The 22,340-nt window shown below is 59.4% G+C and carries 21 protein-coding genes and 1 pseudogene; 8 read left to right on the forward strand and 14 right to left on the reverse strand.

Features of this window, described 5'->3' with window-relative positions; translation table 11 throughout:
- Positions 1–13: 13 nt before the first annotated feature.
- From bioB to groL, 7 genes are all read left to right on the forward strand, one after another.
- Positions 14–1,027 (forward strand): biotin synthase BioB, encoded by a 1,014-nt coding sequence (gene bioB / locus NKI35_RS23110; RefSeq protein WP_352741565.1) that lies wholly within the window; start codon positions 14–16, stop codon positions 1,025–1,027.
- Entirely contained in the window at positions 1,024–2,175 is a 1,152-nt protein-coding gene (locus tag NKI35_RS23115) for an 8-amino-7-oxononanoate synthase (RefSeq protein WP_352445632.1), read from the forward strand. The genes bioB and NKI35_RS23115 overlap by 4 nt, the downstream gene beginning before the upstream one ends.
- Positions 2,172–2,807, forward strand: coding sequence for a dethiobiotin synthase (bioD, locus tag NKI35_RS23120; RefSeq protein ID WP_352447895.1), 636 nt, complete (start codon positions 2,172–2,174; stop codon positions 2,805–2,807). Before NKI35_RS23115 ends, bioD begins: the two co-directional genes overlap by 4 nt.
- A complete protein-coding gene (locus tag NKI35_RS23125) occupies positions 2,807–4,072 on the forward strand; it encodes an adenosylmethionine--8-amino-7-oxononanoate transaminase (protein ID WP_352741566.1) in 1,266 nt (421 codons plus the stop codon). Before bioD ends, NKI35_RS23125 begins: the two co-directional genes overlap by 1 nt.
- Entirely contained in the window at positions 4,069–5,052 is a 984-nt protein-coding gene (gene bioZ, locus NKI35_RS23130) for a 3-oxopimeloyl-[acyl-carrier-protein] synthase BioZ (protein ID WP_352741567.1), read from the forward strand. The genes NKI35_RS23125 and bioZ overlap by 4 nt, the downstream gene beginning before the upstream one ends.
- Positions 5,053–5,481: 429 nt before the next feature.
- Positions 5,482–5,778, forward strand: coding sequence for a co-chaperone GroES (groES, locus tag NKI35_RS23135; protein ID WP_019863563.1), 297 nt, complete (start codon positions 5,482–5,484; stop codon positions 5,776–5,778).
- 63 nt (positions 5,779–5,841) lie between these two features.
- Positions 5,842–7,506 carry a chaperonin GroEL gene (gene groL, locus NKI35_RS23140; RefSeq protein WP_286460910.1) on the forward strand — a complete coding sequence of 555 codons (1,665 nt, stop codon included), beginning with the start codon at positions 5,842–5,844 and terminating at the stop codon, positions 7,504–7,506.
- Between the two features lie 591 nt (positions 7,507–8,097).
- On the opposite strand, the gene NKI35_RS31365 is transcribed toward groL, so the two are convergent.
- The 14 genes and pseudogenes from NKI35_RS31365 to NKI35_RS23215 all read right to left on the reverse strand — a co-directional run bounded on the left by NKI35_RS31365 (position 8,098) and on the right by NKI35_RS23215 (position 20,126).
- Positions 8,098–8,262, reverse strand: coding sequence for a hypothetical protein (locus NKI35_RS31365; RefSeq protein WP_502896854.1), 165 nt, complete (start codon positions 8,260–8,262; stop codon positions 8,098–8,100).
- 171 nt (positions 8,263–8,433) lie between these two features.
- Positions 8,434–9,110: pseudogene (locus NKI35_RS23155) on the reverse strand (IS6 family transposase).
- 177 nt (positions 9,111–9,287) lie between these two features.
- Positions 9,288–9,974: a response regulator gene (locus NKI35_RS23160; RefSeq protein ID WP_023679590.1), complete on the reverse strand. Its 687-nt coding sequence runs from the start codon at positions 9,972–9,974 to the stop codon at positions 9,288–9,290.
- A gap of 718 nt (positions 9,975–10,692) precedes the next feature.
- Positions 10,693–11,733 carry a P-type DNA transfer ATPase VirB11 gene (virB11, locus tag NKI35_RS23165; RefSeq protein ID WP_352515378.1) on the reverse strand — a complete coding sequence of 347 codons (1,041 nt, stop codon included), beginning with the start codon at positions 11,731–11,733 and terminating at the stop codon, positions 10,693–10,695.
- A complete protein-coding gene (gene virB10 / locus NKI35_RS23170; protein WP_352515379.1) occupies positions 11,717–12,856 on the reverse strand; it encodes a type IV secretion system protein VirB10 in 1,140 nt (379 codons plus the stop codon). Before virB10 ends, virB11 begins: the two co-directional genes overlap by 17 nt.
- Positions 12,849–13,733, reverse strand: coding sequence for a TrbG/VirB9 family P-type conjugative transfer protein (locus NKI35_RS23175; RefSeq protein ID WP_352515380.1), 885 nt, complete (start codon positions 13,731–13,733; stop codon positions 12,849–12,851). The genes virB10 and NKI35_RS23175 overlap by 8 nt, the downstream gene beginning before the upstream one ends.
- Positions 13,730–14,443, reverse strand: coding sequence for a type IV secretion system protein VirB8 (locus tag NKI35_RS23180; RefSeq protein WP_023785251.1), 714 nt, complete (start codon positions 14,441–14,443; stop codon positions 13,730–13,732). Before NKI35_RS23180 ends, NKI35_RS23175 begins: the two co-directional genes overlap by 4 nt.
- Positions 14,440–14,598, reverse strand: coding sequence for a type IV secretion system lipoprotein VirB7 (locus NKI35_RS23185; RefSeq protein WP_081726271.1), 159 nt, complete (start codon positions 14,596–14,598; stop codon positions 14,440–14,442). The genes NKI35_RS23180 and NKI35_RS23185 overlap by 4 nt, the downstream gene beginning before the upstream one ends.
- 27 nt (positions 14,599–14,625) lie before the next feature.
- Positions 14,626–15,513, reverse strand: a complete 888-nt coding sequence (locus NKI35_RS23190) for a type IV secretion system protein (RefSeq protein ID WP_352515381.1) — start codon at positions 15,511–15,513, stop codon at positions 14,626–14,628.
- A 55-nt stretch (positions 15,514–15,568) separates the two neighbouring features.
- The gene (locus NKI35_RS23195; RefSeq protein ID WP_352652367.1) at positions 15,569–16,252 is read right to left on the reverse strand and encodes a TrbJ/VirB5 family protein; all 684 of its coding nucleotides are present in this window, start codon (positions 16,250–16,252) and stop codon (positions 15,569–15,571) included.
- Positions 16,253–16,265: 13 nt separating this feature from the next.
- Entirely contained in the window at positions 16,266–18,635 is a 2,370-nt protein-coding gene (gene virB4 / locus NKI35_RS23200) for a type IV secretion/conjugal transfer ATPase VirB4 (RefSeq protein ID WP_352515383.1), read from the reverse strand.
- Positions 18,635–18,961 carry a type IV secretion system protein VirB3 gene (locus NKI35_RS23205; RefSeq protein ID WP_023679584.1) on the reverse strand — a complete coding sequence of 109 codons (327 nt, stop codon included), beginning with the start codon at positions 18,959–18,961 and terminating at the stop codon, positions 18,635–18,637. The genes virB4 and NKI35_RS23205 overlap by 1 nt, the downstream gene beginning before the upstream one ends.
- Entirely contained in the window at positions 18,961–19,266 is a 306-nt protein-coding gene (virB2, locus tag NKI35_RS23210) for a pilin major subunit VirB2 (protein ID WP_023673707.1), read from the reverse strand. Before virB2 ends, NKI35_RS23205 begins: the two co-directional genes overlap by 1 nt.
- A gap of 74 nt (positions 19,267–19,340) precedes the next feature.
- Positions 19,341–20,126, reverse strand: a complete 786-nt coding sequence (locus tag NKI35_RS23215) for a type IV secretion system lytic transglycosylase VirB1 (RefSeq protein ID WP_352515384.1) — start codon at positions 20,124–20,126, stop codon at positions 19,341–19,343.
- Between the two features lie 1,293 nt (positions 20,127–21,419).
- Between NKI35_RS23215 and virG the strand changes: the two genes are divergently transcribed.
- Positions 21,420–22,145 (forward strand): two-component system response regulator VirG, encoded by a 726-nt coding sequence (gene virG, locus NKI35_RS23220; protein WP_023685159.1) that lies wholly within the window; start codon positions 21,420–21,422, stop codon positions 22,143–22,145.
- Positions 22,146–22,340: the final 195 nt, after the last annotated feature.

Raw genomic sequence — 22,340 nt, forward strand, 5'->3', positions numbered from 1 at the left:
CCGGAGGAACAGCATGGAGATGCAAACGGCAAGTTCAACGCAGACATCGCCGCACGCTCAATCGCCTGACCCGCCTGACGCTGGAGCGTGGACCCTGGAAAAGGCTCAGGCACTTTACCATGCCCCCTTCAACAATCTCCTCTTCCTGGCGCAGACCGTGCACCGCCAGAATTTCGATCCAAACAAGGTCCAGCTCAGCCGGCTGCTCAGCATCAAGACCGGAGGATGCCCGGAGGATTGTGGCTATTGCAGCCAGTCGGCGCGTCACAAAACCGGGTTGGAGGCGTCCAAGCTGATGGAAGTCAGGCGCGTCATCGCCGAAGCGACCAAGGCGCGTGATGCCGGCGCCACCCGTTATTGCATGGGCGCGGCCTGGCGAAACCCCAAGGCGCGCGACATGGATGCGGTGGTGGCGATGGTCGAAGGCGTCAAGGCGCTGGGCCTGGAGACCTGCATGACACTCGGCATGCTCGATCTTGAGCAAGCCGTGCGACTGAAGCAGGCGGGTCTCGACTACTACAACCACAACATCGATACGTCAGAACGCTACTATAGCGAGATCATCGGTACGCGGAGCTTTGCCGAGCGGCTCGAGACGCTCGAGCACGTTCGCAAATCCGGCATCAATGTCTGCTGTGGAGGCATTGTCGGCATGGGCGAGGAGCCGGTGGACCGGATCGACATGCTGGTGACGCTGGCCAATCTGCCGGAACATCCGCAAAGCGTTCCGATCAACATGCTGATCCCGATCGCCGGCACGCCGCTTGCAGACGCCAAGCCCATTGAGCCGATCGAATTCGTGCGCGTGATCGCGCTGGCGCGCATCATGATGCCGAAATCGCATGTCCGTCTGTCCGCCGGCCGCACCGCGATGACCGACGAGATGCAGGCGCTGTGCTTTTTTGCCGGCGCCAACTCAATCTTCTTCGGCGACACGCTGCTGACGGCGGACAATCCAGGTGAGGACAAGGATACCCTGCTGTTCCGGCGCCTTGGCATCGATCCGATGGAACTCGAGGCGCAATGAACGGGGCGCCGCTTGCCCGTTATGATGCGACCTTGCAGGGCCTAGCGCGCAAGGACCGGCTGCGGACGCTTTCGCCCCGCGCCGGGCTGGACTTTTCGTCGAACGACTATCTCGGGCTGGCCGCGTCCAGAAGACTTGGCGATGCGGTTGTGGCGGCGATTGCGCGGGGCACGCCGGTTGGCGCCACCGGGTCGCGGCTGTTGCGCGGCAATGCACCGGAACACGAGCAGCTCGAGGCAGACGCGGCGGCATTCTTTGGAGCCGACCGCGCGCTGTTCTTCGGCAGCGGCTACATCGCCAACTTCGCTCTGCTGAGCGCCCTGCCGCAGAAGGGCGATCTTTTGGTCCTCGATGAGCTCGCCCATGCCAGCATGCATGAGGGTGCGCAGGCCGGGCGCGCACAGTTCGTGCTGGCCGCGCACAACGACGCCACCGCTGTCGAGGATGCGATTACACGTTGGCGCGTCGCAGGCGGCATGGGATGCGTCTGGATCGCGGTGGAAAGCCTTTACAGCATGGATGGCGACTGCGCGCCTTTGGAGAGCCTGGTCGCGCTTGCCGATCGGCACGGCGCATTCATCGTCATTGATGAGGCGCATGCCACCGGCGTCTGGGGACCGGACGGCCGGGGGCTTGCCGCCGCTTTCGAGGGCCGCGACAACATCATAGTGCTCCACACCTGCGGCAAGGCGCTCGGCGCATCTGGTGGGCTCGTGACCGGGCCGAGGGCACTGTGCGAATATCTGATCAACCGTTGCCGGCCATTCATCTACGCGACCGCGCCATCGCCACTGATGGCGGTCGTGGCGCGCGAGGCACTCGCAATGCTGGCCGACGAGCCTATGCGGCGTGTTCAGCTGCATGAACGCGTCGCCAGCGCCGGCCGGTTGGTCAATCGCTGGGGTGTGACACCAAGTGGCTCTCAGATCCAGCCCTTAGTAATCGGCGATGTCAGGCGCACCATGGCAGTGGCGGCGCGCCTGCAGGCCCGCGGCTTCGACATACGCGGCGTTCGTCCTCCGACCGTGCCCGAGGGCACGTCGCGGCTGCGCATCTCACTGACGCTCAATATTGGCGAAGCCGACATTTCCGCCATGGTCGAGGCGCTGGTCGAGGTGTTGGCCCAAACATCACCGGAGGCGATATGACTCAACGCATTGTCATCACCGGAACGGATACCGGAGTTGGCAAGACCGTGTTTGCGGCTGGGCTCGCCGGTTTGCTGGACGGCTTTTACTGGAAACCGGTGCAATCGGGCCTCGACGGCGAGACCGACAGCGAGGTGGTCGCGCGGCTTGCCGGCTTGCCCTCAGAGCGCGTGCTGCCGGAAGCCTACCGCTTGCGGAGCCCGCTGTCGCCGCATCGTTCGGCCGAGATCGACGGCGTGGCGATCAAGGCTGCCGATCTTGCTTTTCCCGTCCTACCGACGCCGCTCGTCATCGAAGGCTCCGGCGGCCTGATGGTGCCGCTCAACCGGCGCACAAGGTTCATCGACATCTTCGCTGAATGGCGGCTGCCCGTTATTCTGTGCGCCCGCACCACGCTCGGCACCATCAACCACACCTTGCTCTCGGTCGAGGCGCTCCGCGCCCGCTCCATCCCGTTGGCGGGCATCGCTTTCATCGGCGATGAGATGGCCGATACGCAACGGACCATCGTGGAATTCAGCGGTGCGCCGCAGCTCGGCAGGCTGCCGCACCTGGATGTGCTGACGGGCAAAACACTGAGGGACGCAATGGTTGCCGGCTTCGCCTTCGCCTCGATTGCTGGAGGTGACTGATGTCGCAGTCTCATGTGTGGCATCCCTTCACCCAGCACGCGCTCGAGCCTGCGACCCCAGAAATCGTCCTGACTGAGGGCGCCTATCTCCACAGGGCCGACGGCGCCCGCATCCTGGACGCCATCTCCTCCTGGTGGGTCGTCACACATGGCCACCGCCATCCCTGCATCATGAAGGCAATCGAGACAACCGCGTCGAGCCTCGACCAGATTATCTTTGCGGGCTTCACGCACGAGCCGGCAGAGCGCTTGGCCAAGGCGCTTGTCGGCCTCGCTCCCGCTGGACTCGACTGGGTGTTCTATTCCGACAGTGGCTCGACCTCAGTCGAAGTCGCGCTGAAGATGGCGCTCGGTTATTTCCGCAACATCGGCGCGCCGCGCTCGCGCATCGTCGTCATGGAGCACAGCTATCATGGTGACACGATCGGAACGATGAGCGTCGGTGCGCGTGGCGTGTTCAACGCCGCCTACGAACCCTTGCTGTTCGAGGTCGACATCATCCCCTTTCCGGCCGCGGGGCACGAGCAGGAGACGCTGGATCGTTTCCAGGCTGTGACCCGCGATCGACGAGCCGCAGCCTTGATCGTCGAGCCGCTGGTGCTGGGCGCCGGCGGCATGCTGATGTATCCAGCATCGGTTCTGGCCGAATTGAAGAAGATCACTGAGGCCTCCGGCACGCTGCTGATCGCCGACGAGGTGATGACCGGCTGGGGACGCACCGGAACCATGTTCGCCTGCGAGCAGGCATCGATTTCTCCAGATATCCTGTGCACCTCCAAAGGCTTGACCGGCGGCACCATCCCGCTGGCCGTAACGCTTGTCACCGATGCCATCTTCCGGGCGCACTATTCCGAGGACCGGAAGAAGACGTTTTTCCATTCGAGCTCCTACACCGCCAATCCGATTGCCTGTGCGGCAGCACTCGCCAATGTCGAGATCTGGCGCGACGAACCAGTGGCCGAGCGGATCACGGCCTTGAGCGTGATGCAGGCCGTCGGGCTGCAACGCTTTCGGGACAATCCATATTTTGCCGGCTGTCGAGCCACGGGAACGATCGCGGCGCTCGACCTGCGAACCGGTTCCGCAGGTTATCTCGCCGAGATTGGTCCGAAGCTGCGCGCTTTCTTCCTCGAGCGCGGCCTGCTTGTGCGCCCGCTCGGCAATGTCCTCTACCTTCTGCCACCCTATTGCATCGCAGACGACGAGCTCGAACGAGTCTATGACGCCATCGAGGAGGCCGGGGAACGCTTCGGGTCCAGGCCATGAGCAAGTCGTCGCGCATTCTCGGACTTGGCCATCACGTGCCTGGGCGCAGGGTGGCCAATGCCGAGATCGAGAGCAATCTCGGCCTCGAGCCGGGCTGGATCGAAAGGCGTACCGGAATCCGTTCGCGCTTCTGGGCAACGGACGAAGACACGCTGTCGGGTCTTGCCACCCGGGCTGGCGACATGGCGCTGGTGAACGCCGGTATTGCGCGCCACGACATCGGTCTGCTGTTGCTTGCCACCTCGACACCCGACCATCTTCTGCCGCCCAGCGCGCCGCTGGTCGCACACAAGCTTGGCCTTGGCCGCGCAGGCGCGGTCGATCTGACCGGCGCCTGCGCTGGCTTCATCTATGCGCTCATGTTTGCGGACGGGTTCACCCGCCTGCATGGCAAACCAGCGCTGGTCATCGCCGCCAACATTCTCAGCCGCCGCATCAATCCAGCCGAGCGCGCGAGCTCAGTCTTGTTCGCCGATGCCGCCGGCGCCCTGGTGATCGGTCAGTGCGATGATGCTGATCGGGGCATTCTCGGTGCCTCGGTGGCTTCGGACGGCTCGCGCTACGGGCTGATCCAGATTCCCGCAGGAGGAAGCAACACGCCGTTCCATGGCGACCTCGACCTCGGGCAGACCCGGATGACGATGACCGACGGGCCCGAAATATTCGCAAAGGCCGTCGAGATGATGACCGATTGCTCGAGAACCGCGCTAGCCGCTGCGGGAGTGCGGCCACACAATGTCGGCCGGTTTGTGCCGCATCAGGCCAATACTCGGATTTTCGGCGCGGTCGCAAGAAACCTCGGCATTGCGGACCAAGCAATTGTCAAGACGATTGCCGAATACGGCAACTCTTCGGCCGCGACGGTCCCGCTGTCGCTCTCGCTCGCCAACCAGATGAAGCCATTCCAGCCAGGAGAGAAAATCCTTCTGGCGGCGGCGGGTGCGGGTCTCAGCGGCGGCGCTCTCGTGGTTGGAATCTAGCCGGCCGGCTCACGCGCGCAGGATTGGTCATGAATGGCAATAGGAGCAACAGAACCAATGCCAAATGGCCTTCTGAAGCTCGACATGACCAAGCTGACGCAGCACGACCCGTGCGAGCCTCTGGATGAGTTCAAATGCAACACCCGTTGCACAAATCGTACCATCTGAATAAAGCTCAATTACAAAGGGTGAGCCGCCCCATATATGTCGGATACCCGACATTGTTCACATAAAAGGCTCGATGCTTACACGCTCTTTGCTGGCTGCTCTTTGCTGTCTTCTCTTTTCTCTTTGCTCTTTGCTCTTCCGTCTTGACTAGCAGGAGCCTGCGGCTTATCTCATTGCCGCGTTATCACTCGCTTCGGCTGAGTGCTAGGCATGCTCGGGCAACGGAGCACCGTTCAACATCCGCACCAAGGAAATCCAAAAATGGCAAAGTCGAATTTCCGGCCGCTGCATGACCGCGTGGTCGTACGCCGGGTCGAATCCGAATCCAAGACCGCCGGCGGGATCATCATCCCGGATACGGCGAAGGAAAAGCCGCAGGAAGGCGAGATCATCGCCGTCGGCTCCGGCGCTCGCGACGAAGCCGGCAAGCTGGTCCCGCTGGACGTCAAGGCCGGCGACCGCATCCTGTTCGGCAAGTGGTCGGGCACCGAAGTCAAGCTCAATGGCGAAGACCTTCTGATCATGAAGGAATCCGACATTATGGGCATCATCGGCTGATTATCGGCCTCACCGTCAACTGAATTTCGGGCTTGATCGCAAGCCCCTGCCAGGAGCTAAAAAATGGCTGCCAAAGACGTAAAATTCTCCCGCGACGCCCGCGAGCGCATGCTTCACGGCATCAACATCCTCGCCGACGCGGTGAAGGTGACCCTCGGTCCCAAGGGCCGCAACGTCGTCATCGACAAGTCGTTCGGCGCTCCGCGCATCACCAAGGACGGCGTCACCGTCGCCAAGGAAATCGAACTTTCCGACAAGTTCGAAAACATGGGCGCGCAGATGATCCGCGAAGTTGCTTCGAAGACCAACGACATCGCCGGTGATGGCACCACGACCGCGACCGTCCTGGCGCAGTCGATCGTCCAGGAAGGTAACAAGGCGGTTGCCGCCGGCATGAACCCGATGGACCTGAAGCGCGGCATCGACCTGGCCGTGACCGAAGTCGTCGCGGCTCTCGGCAACGCTGCCAAGAAGATCAAGACTTCCGAGGAAGTTGCCCAGGTCGGCACGATCGCCGGCAATGGCGACGAGTCGGTCGGCAAGATGATCGCCGAAGCGATGCAGAAGGTCGGCAATGAAGGCGTCATCACGGTTGAGGAAGCCAAGACCGCCGAGACCGAGCTGGAAGTCGTCGAAGGCATGCAGTTCGACCGCGGCTATCTCTCGCCCTACTTCGTCACCAACGCCGACAAGATGGTTGCCGAGCTCGAGGACGTCTACATCCTCCTGCACGAGAAGAAGCTGTCCAACCTCCAGGCCATGCTGCCGGTTCTCGAAGCCGTCGTGCAGACCTCCAAGCCGCTGCTCATCATCTCGGAAGACGTCGAAGGCGAGGCTCTGGCCACGCTGGTCGTCAACAAGCTGCGCGGTGGCCTGAAGATCGCCGCCGTCAAGGCGCCGGGCTTCGGTGATCGCCGCAAGGCCATGCTGGAAGACATCGCCATCCTCACCGGTGGCCAGGTCATTTCGGAAGACCTCGGCATCAAGCTCGAGAATGTCGGCCTCAACATGCTCGGCCGCGCCAAGAAGGTGTCGATCTCCAAGGAGAACACCACCATTGTCGACGGCGCCGGCAAGAAGGACGAGATCCAGGGCCGCGTTGCCCAGATCAAGCAGCAGATCGAAGAGACCACGTCGGACTACGACAAGGAGAAGCTGCAGGAACGTCTGGCGAAGCTCGCGGGCGGCGTCGCGGTGATCCGCGTCGGCGGCGCGACGGAAGTCGAAGTCAAGGAAAAGAAGGACCGCGTCGACGACGCCCTCAACGCGACCCGCGCGGCCGTGGAAGAAGGCATCGTTGCAGGCGGCGGCGTCGCACTGCTGCGCGCTTCGGCCAACATCAAGGTCACCGGCGTCAATGCCGACCAGGCTGCCGGCATCAACATCGTTCGTCGTGCACTGCAGGCTCCGGCCCGTCAGATCGCTTCGAACGCAGGTGCGGAAGCTTCGATCGTTGCCGGCAAGATCCTTGACAACAAGGGTGCGACCTACGGCTACAACGCCCAGACCGGCGAGTATGGCGACATGATCGCCATGGGTATCGTCGACCCGGTCAAGGTCGTTCGCACCGCTCTCCAGGACGCGGCCTCGGTCGCCGGCCTGCTCGTCACCACCGAAGCCATGATCGCGGAGGCTCCCAAGAAGGAGTCGGCTGGCGGCGGCATGCCTGGCGGCATGGGCGGCGGCGGTATGGGCGGCATGGGCGGGATGGGCGGTATGGATTTTTAATCCAGCCCCTATCAACTTACAGCGGACAGGGCGGCAGCAATGCCGCCCTTTCCTTGTGTGCCGAATATGATCGAAACCTTGGAGTGCGTCCCGAGGATCTCGTTCGAGCCTCACCGCATGGTCGAGAATTAGGATCTTGTCCGATCGAGCAATTCGCGGGCTCAACCTGGTCAAACCGGCGCCCCCTACGAACTGCCCGATCCTTGAGGATTCCGCTGCGCGACAATCACGATGATTCATTCAGTTGGTAGCTATAGGCGGTGAATCATGAGGGGTATTGAGGAGCGTGGCAAGGCGCCCATCTCGGCATTTAACTCCATCGAGCGTGATATCAGGGACAATTCTCTCATCGGAACCTGGCGGCTGGCGTTGAAGGACCCGGTGAATCATCCTGATCTATAGTGGAGCAGACGCGCTCTGAGCCTCAAGAGCGTTTCCTCCTCTGAGTATCCTTGATCTGCCGCTGGACATTCTCGTTGATATTGCTGAGCGGCTCAGCCCGATGGATCTGCTGAGGATTTCGCACACAAATCAAGAGCTGCGTGTCGCCGCGATGATAGTCGCAACGCCTCAAGAAAGGCGGATTCAGGTTCAGGCCATCTGTGGCAGCCCTTGCAACCGGGCTCCAGCAGCGTCGCGGACAAACGGGAACTGCGCGATCTTGCTCGACATGAGCGTGTCGAGCTGGTCGCGGATCGCCGTCAACTTCAGCCGATCCAGGATTGCGATCAGCAGGTCATGATCTAGGGTCGTCATCACCAGCTCCCTCCGGCCGCCGCTTCGTACTCGGCGAGTGGCCGCACCAAGGTGGCCGGGGGTGATCTTGATCCGCTCGGCGCGCACCGGCCCCTCGAAGCCGGCAACGCCGACAAAAGGCTCTGTCGCAAACCTGAAATGGGGTTGTGAACGGCCATTTTGGCCTGTCCGTCAGCCAGCGAGGATATCGCAACAGCGATCGACAGACTTGTAGGCATACCTCGCCTGTCGCTTGCCCATCATGTGGATCATCTTGATGCCGGAGAGGATAACCACGTCGTTCGCATGCGACTTGAACCCGAGCATGGATCGAATGCGGCTTGATACGCCGGTGATCCTGTTCGATCCGATTGTTTAGATGCCGGCTATTGTGGAGCGGATCGGCTTCAGCGGTCGCCGCGATCGCTGCCGCAGCCGGCTTTCAGCGTCGCAGGAAAGGATTGCTTCGTAATTGGTCTGGCTGCCGTCGATGACGATGCGCTCCGGCCGGCCATGGCGCGTCAGCGCCTTGCGGAGGAAGCGTTGGGCCGCCACCTGGTTACGGTTTTCGCTAAAGAAGAACTCGACCGTATCGCCGAGGATGTCGATAGCGCGGTAGAGATACCGCCGCGGACCTTGATGTACGTCTCGTCCAATGCCACTTGCTGCCGACCACACGCTTGCGCCGGTTGAAGCGCTCCAGCAGCTGCGGCGAGAAGTGGGCGACCCAGCGATGCACAGTGGAGTGGTCGACCTCCAACGCGTTAGGCCATCATCTCTTCCAGATCGCGCAGGCTCAGAGTGTAGGCCAGGTACCAGCGCACGCACAGCAGGATCACCGACTGGTCGAAATGGCGGCCCTTGAACATCACGTGCTCCTCCACAGCTGAGGCGTTTTTCTTGCCATGCTCGCTTACAAAAAGGTTTGCGACAGAGCCGTTCGAACCGCATGCCGACACCATCGTCAAGGGCGGCCGCGGTGTCCATTATGGCCACAAGCTCAACCTGACGACGGGCAGGCAGTCTGTTCTTTCAATTTAGACCAACTATGCGGATGCCGCCTCAGTCAATTCAAGAATGTAACCAATGCCGCGCATGGTCGTGATACGTGGCGTTGCACCTGACCTACTCAGGTGTCCACGTAAGCGATAGATTCCGACTTCAAGCGCGTTGGCAGATACCTCGTCGTTGAACGAATAGAGGTGATCTTCCAACTGCGCACGAGGCACGATGCGGCCTGCACGGATAAGCAGATGCTCTAAAATACATAGTTCGCGGCGTGCGATCTTCAGAGGATGACCCGAGACGGAAACCTGTCGGCCGATCGGATCGAAATTGAGATTGCCAAATACAACGATGGGGTCGGTCACCTGTGTCGACCGGCGCAGAATGGCTCTCATTCTGGCGATGAGCTCATCGAAAGAGACGGGCTTGAGCAGAAAGTCGTCCGCGCCACCGTTGAAAATTGCAATCCGCTTCTCGAGATCGTTGATGCTACTCATAATGAGGGTTGGAACTGAATGCCCGTTGCTCCTTAGCTGTCTCAGCCAGCCCAAGCCATCGCCATCTGGCAGAGCCAACTCCAGCAGGAGAATTTCATAGGTTGCGCAACAAAATGCCCTCGACGCCTGTTCCAGGTTGCCAACTACATCAACGGCAAAACCGCTATCCCCGAGCGCAACTCGCACAGCGCGCGTAAGATCCACATGATGATCAATGAGCAGCGTTCGCATTTCACGTCCTATCAAGGTCGGACAGGTCACCGTCCGCTGTAAGACCGGGGCGACAGCGGAAGTCGCGCAACTCTTCGTAGTGTTCGTAACGCTCTTTCCGATGGGTGATCGCGGGAGCATGCAAGCCGCACGCCTGCAATAGTCGGGGATGGAACACGTGAAGACCTGTTGACGGGCTGAAACCGTCGGTCGGCCAGCCCACAATGCCACCGACTCTGCCTGCGATTTCTCTGCGCATCGATCCTCCTATGGGTTGCGTCGCAAACTCCAGCTGAGGTCGCAAGGGCAGGTTGCGGCTTTGTTCATTGAGAGGACCCCCTGGAGGCAATACCAGGAGGATTCCCTATATGGCACTTCCCGATTTACCACCGGTCATTCCGAACCACGTTCGGCGGCTTTGAAGACCTTCATTGAGCGCGGCTACGTAAATCAAGGGTACGACCTGCCGGGTGTCGATGCCGCTTTTGAAGCAGGCATCGGCACCAGCTCGGTGAGCGTCGCCCGCGCAATTCAGCGGACGCGCTCGATACACCCAGTCGAATCGTGCCGCGACTTGCCGCGCCGACAGGGCGCCCGAAGACTTCAGACTTGTGACCGAAGGTCTACGCTCAGTCCTCCTCCCATTATCCACCTCCCTCAAATCAAAGTGGACGTTCAATCTGAACAAATTACGCCATCGTATCACAAACGACTTACCGATCCCCGACGTGCTCTAGCCTTAGTGCTTGTTAAGAAGGTCGGCTACTGTCTCTCCGCGTCGCCGGACATCGGCGGCGAGCCACACCTCCCCCACCTCATACACGTCGCCTTGGGTACGGAACGGCACAATGACGTCAATGGCAGCCGACAGCAGGTCAAGAAGCGTGTGGTCTTCCACAGCAGCTCCTTGCGGGCTGCTCTTGACGAGTGAAAAGAGCTTTTTAAAGCCTTGGACCGGATCCGCCCCATGAATCGTTGATATTGATCCCGCATGGCCGGAGACGACTTCGCTAAGGTAGGCCCAAGCAGCATCATCGCGCATCTCGCCAAGCAATATTCGATCAGGGCGCATGCGCAAGCTGGCTTGCAACAGTTGCTCGGCTGTCACCGCACCTACGCCTGCTCGGTCCTTCGGATAGAGTAACCGGACATGGTTCTCGTGCGGGATTGCAAGTTCGAGCGTGTCCTCGATACTTATCAGTCTCTCTTGCGGGGGTATAGCGTTGATCAAAGTCTTGCTCATTGTCGTTTTGCCGCTTCCAGTAGGTCCGCAAAGCAGCATCGTGAGCCGCCCGCAAACGCACGCTCGCAAAAATTGCTCCAAGTCACCATTGTCGTAGTGCTGAAGAATCGTTTCGTCCTGCCGCTCTTGACGCTCCTTTCGTGACCGCCATTGATTCCAACGCGAGTATTCGTAGCGAGAGGAAACTTCCTTGAGTTCGGTCACACGACTTGAGGGACGCCGTATCGTCAGGCTTATTGTTCCTGAGGGAACAGCGGGCGGCAAACAGATCTGCAGCCGCTCTCCGTTCGGCAGCTCAGTCGCACAGAGGGGGCTTTGCGGTCCGACATCTTGCTTGCGCAGCGCTCCAGCGAGGATCGCGATGTCCTCCAGATCGTCATAAGATAGCGGTAGCGGATGTTTCGTGAAAACGCCGGCCTGTCGGACAAAGGCTTCCCCAGGCCGGTTGATAGCGACCTCTTCGGTCCTTGGCTCCTCAAGCCATTTCAAAACAGGGTTGAGAAGCAAACGCAATTGAGGGTCAGCCTCCGGTCGCATTGTTGTCTCTCCGGCGTTCGCGATGTTGGGGGGCTGGCGCCACGGCGGTCGCTCTAAGATCGTATACATCCGAGAAATCGAGGTCCCGAGCCACAAAGATGGATACAGCATCTCCCTGGTTTTTCTTTAGAGTTGGCGGAACGTTGATCGTTGCTCTAAGGGTCGTGTCAACGGCTTGTCCAGCGTTGCTCTGGAAGCTGTTGATGCCGCTTCCTCCACCTGAGCTGCCAGCGTTTTGACCGGCGGCCTGAAACGCGCCTTGAATGACGCTCATGAGCATTGCTCCGCCAAAGCGCTGCCAGAAGTGATTATCCACCGTGCCAGGCATTCCGGAGCGGCCGAGCTCGTCAGCGCCCGGCGATGCTAGCGAAACGAGGGCATGGTCAGGCGTTTCGATGCGCGTCCACAGCACGAAGACACGCGCATCCCCCTGTTGGAGACCACGCTGGATCTCGCCAATCACGGTCGTCCCGCGATCCAAAAGCACCACGTTGTTGGTGGCGCCGCGGACGTCTTTAGGTAAGACGCACTTCACATAACCCGGTAAGTTTGTGTCGACTGCCGTTTGCAAAATGCAGGGAATTATCGTTCCTTGAGTAATCACGAGATCAGGGTGCGGCAAAAGTGTGGCCCGGCTCGCCTCCTGTATATCTGGCTTCAATCGCCCCGACAGATCGCCAGCGTCTGAAATCTCATCCGAGGTTGCGGGAGCATCCCTATGGTTGTCTTCGCTCCGCTGACCGTCGTTGGGCATTTGACTGCTGCCACTGTAGGCGAAAATTGGTGTTTCCTCCGGCGGCGGATCAGCTGGCGCCGGAGGCGGCGTAGATGGCGCAGGATCTCCTGCCTGCGCCGCCTGTACGGGTGCTGGAGCTTCGGGAGCAATCTCAATCGGCACGGGGCGGAATGGCTCGGCGTCGGCGACAATTGGAGGTTTTGGCTGAGTTGGCTCGTCTTGTGTGCTGGGACGACCGCCGAGCCAGATGAGCGATAGAGATGAGATGAGAACAAGTGCAGCGACGGCCAACTTCTGCAGTCCCGAAACATGCCGGCGGGCCGGCTCCGAGACCATCGATCCGGAGGCATGGACATCATGTCCCGACTGTGGGCCGGTTTCATTCATCGGCCGAGCCTTTCAAAACGCGCCACACGTCGGGTGTCACTGTACCGGTCCCTGGCGCTCGTCCCACAGGGTCATAAGCCCTGTTGAAAATGGACAAGACCGTATTGCCATCTCTCAGACGCCATTCCCGGGCGACTGCGGATACTTCAACATAGTCCCCTTTGACCGTGTAATTGGCAGCGGCTTCCTTGCCGTCGGGATTGATAATGTAGAGGGAGGGTATGCGGGAATTGCTTGCGAAGCCAAATACGGTGGTAAAGCCATTATCGAAAACTTCCAGCGGCGACAGCGATCGATCGCCCTTTGCGACGTAGTGAAAATTGCTTTCGTCCGGACTGGTAGTTGCGGCGGGCCGATTCAACAAATCCTGAACTCTCTCGTCGTGCAGCACTTTCGCCCGGGCCTGACCAAGAATCGAGCGCCTTTCTGCGTCCTTTCTCTGAGCAGCAGCCTCATCAGCAGGATAGGTGAACTGCACGCTGTAGTATAGGTCAGGTTGCTGCTCATCGAGTTTTGGCATCGCTCTCGTTGAAATACTGAAGACGTATCTCCGTGTACCGGACTCACTCTCGGCCAGCACGATGACCGGCTGCGGCGGGAGCATCCGGCTAGCCTTAAAAAAGAGATAGTTGGCGCGCGGGAGCGCAGCCAGGTCTTTGCTATTGGAAACGGCCACGGCTGCGACTGTCTCGTTGGCCGCGAATGTGACAACCAGCGTTGCCCCCACTGCGGTAGACAGGCGCACCACTTCGTCGGGACGGTAAGCCAGGTAGCGCATGCGCGCATCATGCTTGCCGGCAAGTGGTGTGTCTTCCGCGGACGCTTCCATCGTTAAGAAGAGTGAACAGACCAGCGCGAGAAACGCTCTTTTTGTCATGGCTGCACATAGCCCAGGTTCGATACGCTATCTTCCGAGCCTTGATAGGAAGTGACGAGTAGACCTCCCGGATTGGTGAGCCTCGATTGCCCAGGCAGACCCGTCAAGCGCTCGTAGCGGATGGTAGCTGTCCAGGTGGTCACTATCGGCATCTGCCCATCGACAACAAGCGTACGTTTGTAACGGATCTGTTGAACGTCCGGACTGATGTCGTTTGAGGAAATATGCCCGACCTCGAGCTTGCCGCGCTTGCCGACCGTGACTTGCGGCGAGGTGGGATTCGGATAGTTGAAGAAATCTTGATATTGCTGTCGCACAGCCGGCGCGCTGAAACTGGATACGAGGTCATAGGCGTATTGGGCTGTATCTGCTGTGTACCCCTCGCGCAGGCGTACATATTCCCACAGCGAAGCATTTATGACGGCTCGGTCTTGGGTTGCCGGCAGTCGAGAGACTGACACTTCGCTGTCGACGGTCCCATCCGGCCGGACCCAGAGGAACACAGGTACGAGCTTGGCCAACGGGACCATGGCAGCGATGGTAAATGCCTGGGCAACATTTCCTAGGACCGCCGCTGCGGCAAAGGCTATCAGGGCCTTTGACAGGCGCCGCGCAGACTTCGCTCGTGAAGTTTGAAACGCTTCCACCTTCTTATAGTGGGCGGCTAGCGTTTCTCTCTCCACCAGAAGGGCATGTTCAGGAAATTTCACTTTGGCTCTTCCGCGCATTCGACCCGAAGATCCTCAGGGGTGGTTTCCCATTGTCCCACGTTCAGTTGGAATGGGGCACCCGCGCACGTCGCAAGCCCATGGCTTGTCTTGCAGGCGGCCAAAGCGAGGATTGACAGAAGTAGGCAATATTTCATGTTTTTGGCACCGAGCTTGTCGATTGATTAACCACCCGCCGTTTTGGCAAAGTGGCGATTGAGGCTGTTAAGAGGTCGGTTCGCACCTCCCCAAGAGCCGCCGGCGATGCTGCTGGCGATCGTCGGAAGCGCGACGATCAGAGCGTCACCAGCTAGGAAAAGCATGTCGAGCTCGTAAAGCCCGATGATCTTGGCTGCTGTCGTGCCCGAGAATTTGATCATCAAAAGCATGGCTGCCAGCGAGACTGCTTCGGCAGCGATTACTATCGTTGCCACGATGTTGAGGAGGAGAAGCAGCAGCCCGTACGAGAGCAGTTGGCCGATCCATCTGGTGGCTATGTCTCGAGTGTGGTCAAAAAGGTAGCCTACAAGGACCAGGGGGCCGATCGTCAAGAGCACCTTCGTCAGAATTCCAACGGCATCGTAGATCTCGAACGCTGTCCACAGCGCGCCATAGAAAATCCATTGCGCTCCCTCGAAAGCAAGTATGTCCTGGCCGTTCATAGGCCCAATTTCGGAAGCAATCAGCTGAAAGACATACTGGCTTGAAGCAAACATGAGATCGAGCTTCTGGGGGATTCCGGTGAAGGGCAAGTCGCTGCCACTGATGTCGTGAGCCAACCTCGGAATCGTGTCGTCGAAGAGCGCTTCAATGTACAACTGATAGTTGGCCTGCCCTAAGATAAGGGCGACGACAATCGACACCATGATTACGCGCGAGATACCCCCGCGCGCATCGACTTGACCACGCATGACCAGAAAGCCTTGGATTATTATCCAAAGCGTGACACACGCCACCAGAGGCGCACTGACCGCCTCTTGGATCTTTCCAAGCACTTTGTGCAGCCCCAACGTGAAGGCCCCATGAAAGATCGCGTGTATAGTCGTGAATGGCGCGGGAATTTTGAAATTCATGGCGTGAGCCTGATGTGTCCCTGATCAGCGCAGCTGAGCCTGATGAACTCAGCGTTCACGGGAGGGGGTCAAAAATGCGAGCGGTGTCCCGATGTTCGCGACGCTGCGTGGCGGCCTCCTCAGCGGCGTGAAGGCTCCCTTGTGCAGTGGCCATCGTCAGCAGACTCGTGGCCTGGACATTTTGGATCATCGCATCGTGAATCTGCTTGAGGACCAGACCGTTGGTCACGGTGGCCTGCATAATATTTCCCGAGCGGGAAAGCTGACCAAGCGTGCCGGCGTTATCCTTAAGGCGCTTGTCCATTATGCCCAAAGTGTCGGCTGCAATAGCTGCGGCATTGGCGGCCCCAGCGATTTGTCCCTGTAACAGTTTCGCTTCTGAATCGGTGCCGTTGACTATCCGATTCGGGTCCTGCGCAATGTTACGGGCCATAATCGAAGCTGGCGCCCGAGCATCAAACATCTGCCCCTCCAGCTTATTGCTCGACGGGTAGTGATTTCCTTGGTTCAGTGAGCTTAGCAGTCCCGTGACAGCGAATGACGACGTTAGCATTGTCACCATTTCGATCGTGGTAGCGAGCGTCTCGATTGACCTCTCAAGGATCGCCGCATTGGAAATCGCTGTTAAGGTCGTTTGTATTTCTGTTCCAGGGTCGGTGACGATAAATTGCGACCGGGCCTGTCCGTGAAGCAGAAGGGAAGCAGCAAGGGTCGTTACTGCAAGTTTGGCAAGTTTCATGAATATTCCTCCGTCAGTCTTGAACTTCATGGTACCGGGCCATGAACTTGTCGAGCCACCCACTTGGGGCGTCTCCGTGCTGGTTACGAAGCTGGTCGGCAAAGCGCACTGTGTTGGCCCGCCCCGAGAGTACGGCTACGTACTCGCGCATCTGCCCAAGATCGAATTCGCAAACAATACTCCCGCTATCGCGCTTGAGCAAAAACTTGCGGCTGCCGATTGCCATTCCCTGGCGGATTGCCTCGAACTCCTGCGCAGTGCACTTCAAGCCATCGACATACGCAGAGCGGTCCGCCGTCGGTGATGGGTAGAAAATTTTCGTCATACATTGCGCAACGAGACTAGCTCCGAGAGGCGATTCCAGAACGTGTTCAGGCTGCTGCGTTGCGAGTATCAACATGCCGTTGTTTTTGCGGACCGTGAGCAAGAACTTGTCGATAGTGGCCGAGAATTGGGGGTTGAGTAGATAGAATCGAAATTCGTCGCAGCTCATGACGAACCGACGACCATCGACGATAGCGCCCACTCGATGCAGAAGGTATGCGGCGGCCGGTGCACAGACCTCCTCATATTCCAGGAGCTGCGTCATGTCGAAGCCCGTAATGGAGGCATCCAGCCTTACTTCGTCCACGTCGCCGTCAAAGGCCCATCCAAGCGCCCCCCCTCTACACCACCGCTGCAGCCGTGCTCCTGCGCCCTCGGAGGGGCTGTGCAATAGGAACTCGCGCAGGCCCGCAAGTGAGCGCATAGGGGGTTCGAACGAAAGCTGACGAACAATGCCGCGTTCCAGCCGACGGCTTTCCTCCGGCGAGATCGGACCACGGCCGTCACTCTCGATCAGGGCCATCAACCACTCGCGCAGAAAGTCCCGAGAGGCGGAGGTGTTGTCCAGTCCACGCAGAGGGGCCAAGCCGCTCGGAGCGCCTCTGCGCAACGCAAGATATGTCCCTCCCGTGGCTCGCACCAGCAGTTCACCACCCCGATCCTTGTCGAAGAAGACGATCGCACCATTGCGATCGACCAAGCTTTGCTCAAGCATCGCGAGGACAAAGGTCATTAGCGTCGTCTTGCCTTTGCCAACGGGCCCGAATATTGCCGTCATGCCGACGTCATTCTCATGGGGGATGTAGTCGAAAGAAGTTCCACCGTTTGTGCGAAAGCGCGCAACAGCATTGCCCCAGTGGCCGGAACTGGAACCGCTTGGGAAGTTCTCAAATGAGACGAGCCCGGCAAAATTGTGTGAGGTGATCGCCCCCGGGCGCGTGCGCCACCTGTTGTTCCCCGGAAGTTGGGACCAATATGCGGCCTCCATGCCGATGCCCTCTTGGACGATAACGGCGCCCGCGTCGGCCAGCCGTGCGCGGGCACTTGCTGCGCGATCTGCAAGGCTATTGAGGCTGTCGGCATAGACGCACAGGCTCAGATGATGCGAACCCATCACGAATTCGTTGCTTGCCAGTGCGTCCTCTGCCTCGGCAAGTTCATTGATCTGGGTGAGAGCCTTGTCGCCGGCACTCGTCATCTGGCTGGACTTAAGGCTTAGTTTGGCATGAGCTTGTGGGCGAGTGAGGAAGGAAAAGCTCTGGCTCAGGACAAGCGGGAAGTTGGCGGACAGCAAGGAATTTAGCATGCCCGGCCGCGTCGTCGCCGGATATTCACGGAACGAAAACAACGATCCGACGGAGCTATCCCCGGGCCTTCGAATCTCAAGCGCCCGCTTCCCGCAGATGACCTGGTCAGTGTAGATCGAGGCGCCAAGTGAGCCGGTAACCATCGGAACCGGAAGAAACCGGCAAGTCATCATGAGCCGAAGCGCCTCGCCGATTTCCGTGAAGAGCACGTTGCCTTTCTCACGAATGCCCAACCGGCGCAGACCGTAACCGCCGAGTGCGCCAGCAATGATGTGCCAGAGGTCTTCCAGGCTCCGTATTTGGGTGGCTAGATCGTGCTCATTCCGTCTGCGGGACTTGGCAATCCGCAAGCCGATCTTGCCGATTGCGGTGCGGGGGGACACGATCAAAGTGAGGAAGTGATCGTTGCGAAAGAGCTTTCCCGACAGCACACGACGCTCGTAGGCCTCGCTCAGACTGCCAGCGAATGCACTTTGAAACTGGCGCGGCGCCGGCGCCGGCACATCGTTGTGTCTCACAAGATGAGCGTATATCGAGACATTGTCATCGGCGATGTTGCGCAAGAGAGTGTTGAACGCGCGGCAGCGCGAGTTGCGCATCTCAGCGTCTTCCAAATCAAAGGGCACACCGTTCACATGTGCCATGGCCATGATCGATCCGTCTTCCAGAAGGACAACCTTATCGCTTACGTGACCAACATACGGAAGGTAGATCTCGCCAGACCTCTCGGTCCGGCCGCTGGCGCCGAACATTACACCATTCCTCTTCCGCGTTTCGGCACTCTGATCGGATTGGCGCTGACGCTTGCGCCTCCCCAGACCGGCCCGTCCACGCTTCTGCCGGCCGTCTGCAAATAGAGCAGCACGACGCTTGCCGCGTTATAGTCACGCTCAACAACCAGCCGTGCTCCGAACCAGAGTGGCGCGAGAACGATTTCGTAGAGCGGGTTCTGAAGGATAATGATAACAAGCCCAGCCAACATCATGAGCAATCCGGCCAGCGTCAGCGGCACCCCCAGAAACAGTGCGGGGCGCGTCGCCGCCACATAGAGGGTGCTCACTTCCAACCGGTCGCTCATCAGCCACCGCCTATGAGCGCCTTGCCCAGGAAGCTGGCCCCGAACATGATGACGATCCCTCCAACGACACCCGCAACCAGGCCAAGCGAAGCACGACCGAACATCCAAGAGATACCGATGGCTACGAGCCCGAGCACGGCCAGTGATTGTCCAAAGGGGCCAAGGATGAACGTGCAGATATTCTGGACCATCTTGGCAGGATCCGTCCCTCCGGTCACCTGAGCCGCGGCTGGCCCGCTGTAGAAGACCGTCCACGCCGCGCCTGCAGCAGCGGCCGGTACATATTCAGCCGCCATGCGCAGCATGGAAAAAGGCGAAGGAACACGCGTTTTAAGCGCACGAAGTATCTTGAGTGGCGTCATCATTGCATCTCCATGTTTCAATCGAATACGAGTTTGTTCGGGTTCGCGGGTTCCCGTGCTTTCGCAGCCTGGCTGCCTGTCGGACCGGAGGGATCGGCCCCGGAGCGGTCTGGCTGATACGAGCCCCAAATGTCCCAAGAATCTTGGTTGGGCTGCTTCTTTCTATTGGCCTGTTGGCTCTGCTGGAGCAGAGGCGGCACGGCTTTCCGACCGGGTGCCTCAAGGTGCGGCACATCTCGAGCAGTCGGCTCCAGCGTTCGCTCAAGGAGACTTGAGATGTCCTTTGCGGCCGACTCGACCTTGCGTACATAACCGTTGGCGAAGCCACGCGTGACGTCGCCCGTGTTATAGGCCGAGATGGCACGGCGAAGCGCCAGTTGCTGTGCCACAGCAGTGGTGCCGCCGGCATACCGGCTTTCAAGCAAGTGGGCGGCAGCCGAAAGCGAGGCGCAGGGCTCGAAAGCCCTTTCCGGCGTAAGATTGAGCATGGCAAAGTTCTTGCTGTTTATCTGCATCAATCCAACATCGACAGAATGTTGTGCTTCGAGGCGTTCCTTGATGCCCCGCGTGGCTGCCAGGTGGTCTATCCAGCGAAGCTGCTCACCTGTGGTGTTGTCATGAGCCACCAGCGTGTCAAAGCCACTTTCAATCTTGGCAATCGCGGCGAGGGTGGACGGCGCAACCCAGGGAGCGCATTTGCGCGACAGGCTGTGGAACTCACGCGGAGAAAGTGGCGCGGGCTCGGCTGGGAGTGACATGGATGTCAACAGGACGATGGCCAGCGGCCAAGCTGCAATAAACATTCCCTATCACCTACCTTTCCAAGCCGCCGGACGGGTTCTGGCCCTGTCCGGCACGCGCTTATCGGGGAGGTTTGTTACCGTGTGATGTTCAAGTTCAGCTTTTCGGTTTCAACTGAAGCAAAGACCGTGTTCGTATCAGTTGGGTGAGCATCTTGCGCATGCGTGGGTGGCGCGGGCCCGATCAGCCAGCGACATCCGGAGCATCTTGGTACAATGACTCCTGTACAGGATTGCTCGTCCCGGCCGTCCGTTGCTCCTAGACTGTGGGCCGCGACTTCGGCGTCATGGATGGTACTTCTGTCAGCGCCAAGCCAAGGACAAAATGGGGAGCTTGGCGGGTTTGTTCAGGCTCGGGATCACCGTGGGGAATCGACGAAGGCGATAAAGCAGCCCAACTTTGCCGGTATGCTGCCGGTGCTTAAAGAGCAGCCATGCGCGGCCCTGCACACTCAGATCATTGCTTTAGACGCGAGCTCGTCCGCGAAGCTGGCTCGAAGGCGCAAATCCGCGGGGGGGCGAGGGTCAACTGGGAAGACGTGGCGGCGCAGCCCATCCTGGTGCGAGCCTCGTTCAGCTGTTCGGCCGCCGCCGCCAAAGGGTGGATCATGCACAGTCCCATCGGCAGATAACGGCACGTCATTGACGGAGTCCGACGGCGCAATGGACAAGCATAGTGACACGCTCAGGATGGAGGAGTTGCAGTAACTGAGAAATGTTAGCCCGGACGTTCACCGCAACCGGCGACCTGCCGGTCGCCGAACAGCATTTGAGGCCGCCGGCCACCTTGGACGAAACCGGCTTGGCAGGAGACACACTATTTTGCACAAGGCCGCTGCAGCGAATCACGGTCTTCTTCCGCCGACCGCCTCTCCGATCAAGCCAAACGCCGCGCTGCTCAACCATGTCCGAGCTGGATCCACGAGCCGGAGGATATCGAGATGATCCAGGTCCGCAAACTCCAGGATGACCAGGATGCAAGGGCATAGCAGGAAACTTGGCATCCATGAGGTCGAACTTGAGTCGATATTGGCAGGCCTGCACCAACGGGGGAGCTCGAATCGAAAAAGCGAAGGACCACACGGCAGGGTCATGTCGGCGCTTGGACCTGTCTGGTGGCCACGGGCTGCCTTGGTGCGGTCAATTCGCTGGGGATGAAAAGAACAGGACGAGCACGGCCTCACATTGGCCGCACGCAACGGCGAGTGGTATCAAGGAGCAGCTGTTCTGGGTCGGTGCCCCAGGGTTGCTCGGCAACAGGTTTAGACAAGGGGATTCAAGATTGAAGGTGTGCCGTTGAAACATGTTCTTGTCATTGACGATGATGCCGCAATGCGGCGCCTCATCGCCGAGTATCTCACGATGCATGCCCTGAAGGTAACCGCAGTCCACGATAGCAAGCAGTTTGACTATGTTCTTTCACGTGAGCCAGTCGATCTCGTGGTTGTCGACCTTAACCTAGGCCGGGAGGATGGACTTGCGATCGTCCGCAATCTGGCGACAAAATCGGATGTTCCTATCATAGTGATCAGCGGCGACCGGCTTGATGAGGCGGAAAAAGTGGTTGCACTGGAGCTCGGCGCAACCGATTTCATTCCCAAGCCTTTCGGGATGCGCGAATTCTTGGCCCGCATTCGAGTAGCGCTACGCCAGCGCATTTCTAGTCCGCGAACCAGAGAGCAGCGCTCATTTCGCTTTGGGGCCTGGAAGCTCAGCGTGAAGCAGCGGCGACTGATCTGTGCGGAGCGTGGCGAGGTCAAGCTTACCGCATGTGAGTTCAATCTGTTGATCGCATTTCTGGAGAACCCCCGCAACGTGCTATCCAGAGAACGGCTTTTGCTCGCGAGCCGAGTGCGTGGAGAAGAGGTGTACGATCGAAGTATTGATGTCCTAATCATGCGCTTGCGCCGAAAGCTGGAGGCTGATGCGGCCAACCCTCGCCTGGTCAAAACATCCCGTGGCGCAGGGTACTTCTTCAACGCTGACGTAGATGTTAGCTACGGAGGCACGTTGGCCGCGTGACAGTGAGCTATGCTGGAGATTGGGGTGACGAGGCTGATCAAGCCTTCCAACAGTACCAGCCTGATCAATTACGGCGAGAGCTACCGGTCCGGAGATCGCATCAGCCCCTCTCTGCATATGCACGCGGCCGCCTGAATTGCCGATTTCGCTCAGCTGCTGCTGAATGGCGACGGCTTGCGGCGCATTCAGGGCCCT

Origin of the sequence: Mesorhizobium sp. M0676, from assembly GCF_040320535.1 — a bacterium.
In the GTDB taxonomy this organism is placed as follows: domain Bacteria; phylum Pseudomonadota; class Alphaproteobacteria; order Rhizobiales; family Rhizobiaceae; genus Mesorhizobium.

Excerpts from the sequence above, each read along its gene's own strand:
- bioB (WP_352741565.1), top strand. The coding sequence starts at position 14 with ATGGAGATGCAAACGGCAAGTTCAACGCAGACATCGCCGCACGCTCAA.
- NKI35_RS23115 (WP_352445632.1), top strand. The coding sequence starts at position 1,024 with ATGAACGGGGCGCCGCTTGCCCGTTATGATGCGACCTTGCAGGGCCTA.
- bioD (WP_352447895.1), top strand. The coding sequence starts at position 2,172 with ATGACTCAACGCATTGTCATCACCGGAACGGATACCGGAGTTGGCAAG.
- NKI35_RS23125 (WP_352741566.1), top strand. The coding sequence starts at position 2,807 with ATGTCGCAGTCTCATGTGTGGCATCCCTTCACCCAGCACGCGCTCGAG.
- bioZ (WP_352741567.1), top strand. The coding sequence starts at position 4,069 with ATGAGCAAGTCGTCGCGCATTCTCGGACTTGGCCATCACGTGCCTGGG.
- groES (WP_019863563.1), top strand. The coding sequence starts at position 5,482 with ATGGCAAAGTCGAATTTCCGGCCGCTGCATGACCGCGTGGTCGTACGC.
- groL (WP_286460910.1), top strand. The coding sequence starts at position 5,842 with ATGGCTGCCAAAGACGTAAAATTCTCCCGCGACGCCCGCGAGCGCATG.
- NKI35_RS31365 (WP_502896854.1), bottom strand. The coding sequence starts at position 8,262 with ATGACGACCCTAGATCATGACCTGCTGATCGCAATCCTGGATCGGCTG.
- NKI35_RS23160 (WP_023679590.1), bottom strand. The coding sequence starts at position 9,974 with ATGCGAACGCTGCTCATTGATCATCATGTGGATCTTACGCGCGCTGTG.
- virB11 (WP_352515378.1), bottom strand. The coding sequence starts at position 11,733 with ATGCGACCGGAGGCTGACCCTCAATTGCGTTTGCTTCTCAACCCTGTT.
- virB10 (WP_352515379.1), bottom strand. The coding sequence starts at position 12,856 with ATGAATGAAACCGGCCCACAGTCGGGACATGATGTCCATGCCTCCGGA.
- NKI35_RS23175 (WP_352515380.1), bottom strand. The coding sequence starts at position 13,733 with ATGACAAAAAGAGCGTTTCTCGCGCTGGTCTGTTCACTCTTCTTAACG.
- NKI35_RS23185 (WP_081726271.1), bottom strand. The coding sequence starts at position 14,598 with ATGAAATATTGCCTACTTCTGTCAATCCTCGCTTTGGCCGCCTGCAAG.
- NKI35_RS23190 (WP_352515381.1), bottom strand. The coding sequence starts at position 15,513 with ATGAATTTCAAAATTCCCGCGCCATTCACGACTATACACGCGATCTTT.
- NKI35_RS23195 (WP_352652367.1), bottom strand. The coding sequence starts at position 16,252 with ATGAAACTTGCCAAACTTGCAGTAACGACCCTTGCTGCTTCCCTTCTG.
- virB4 (WP_352515383.1), bottom strand. The coding sequence starts at position 18,635 with ATGTTCGGCGCCAGCGGCCGGACCGAGAGGTCTGGCGAGATCTACCTT.
- NKI35_RS23205 (WP_023679584.1), bottom strand. The coding sequence starts at position 18,961 with ATGAGCGACCGGTTGGAAGTGAGCACCCTCTATGTGGCGGCGACGCGC.
- virB2 (WP_023673707.1), bottom strand. The coding sequence starts at position 19,266 with ATGCTGCGCATGGCGGCTGAATATGTACCGGCCGCTGCTGCAGGCGCG.
- NKI35_RS23215 (WP_352515384.1), bottom strand. The coding sequence starts at position 20,126 with ATGTTTATTGCAGCTTGGCCGCTGGCCATCGTCCTGTTGACATCCATG.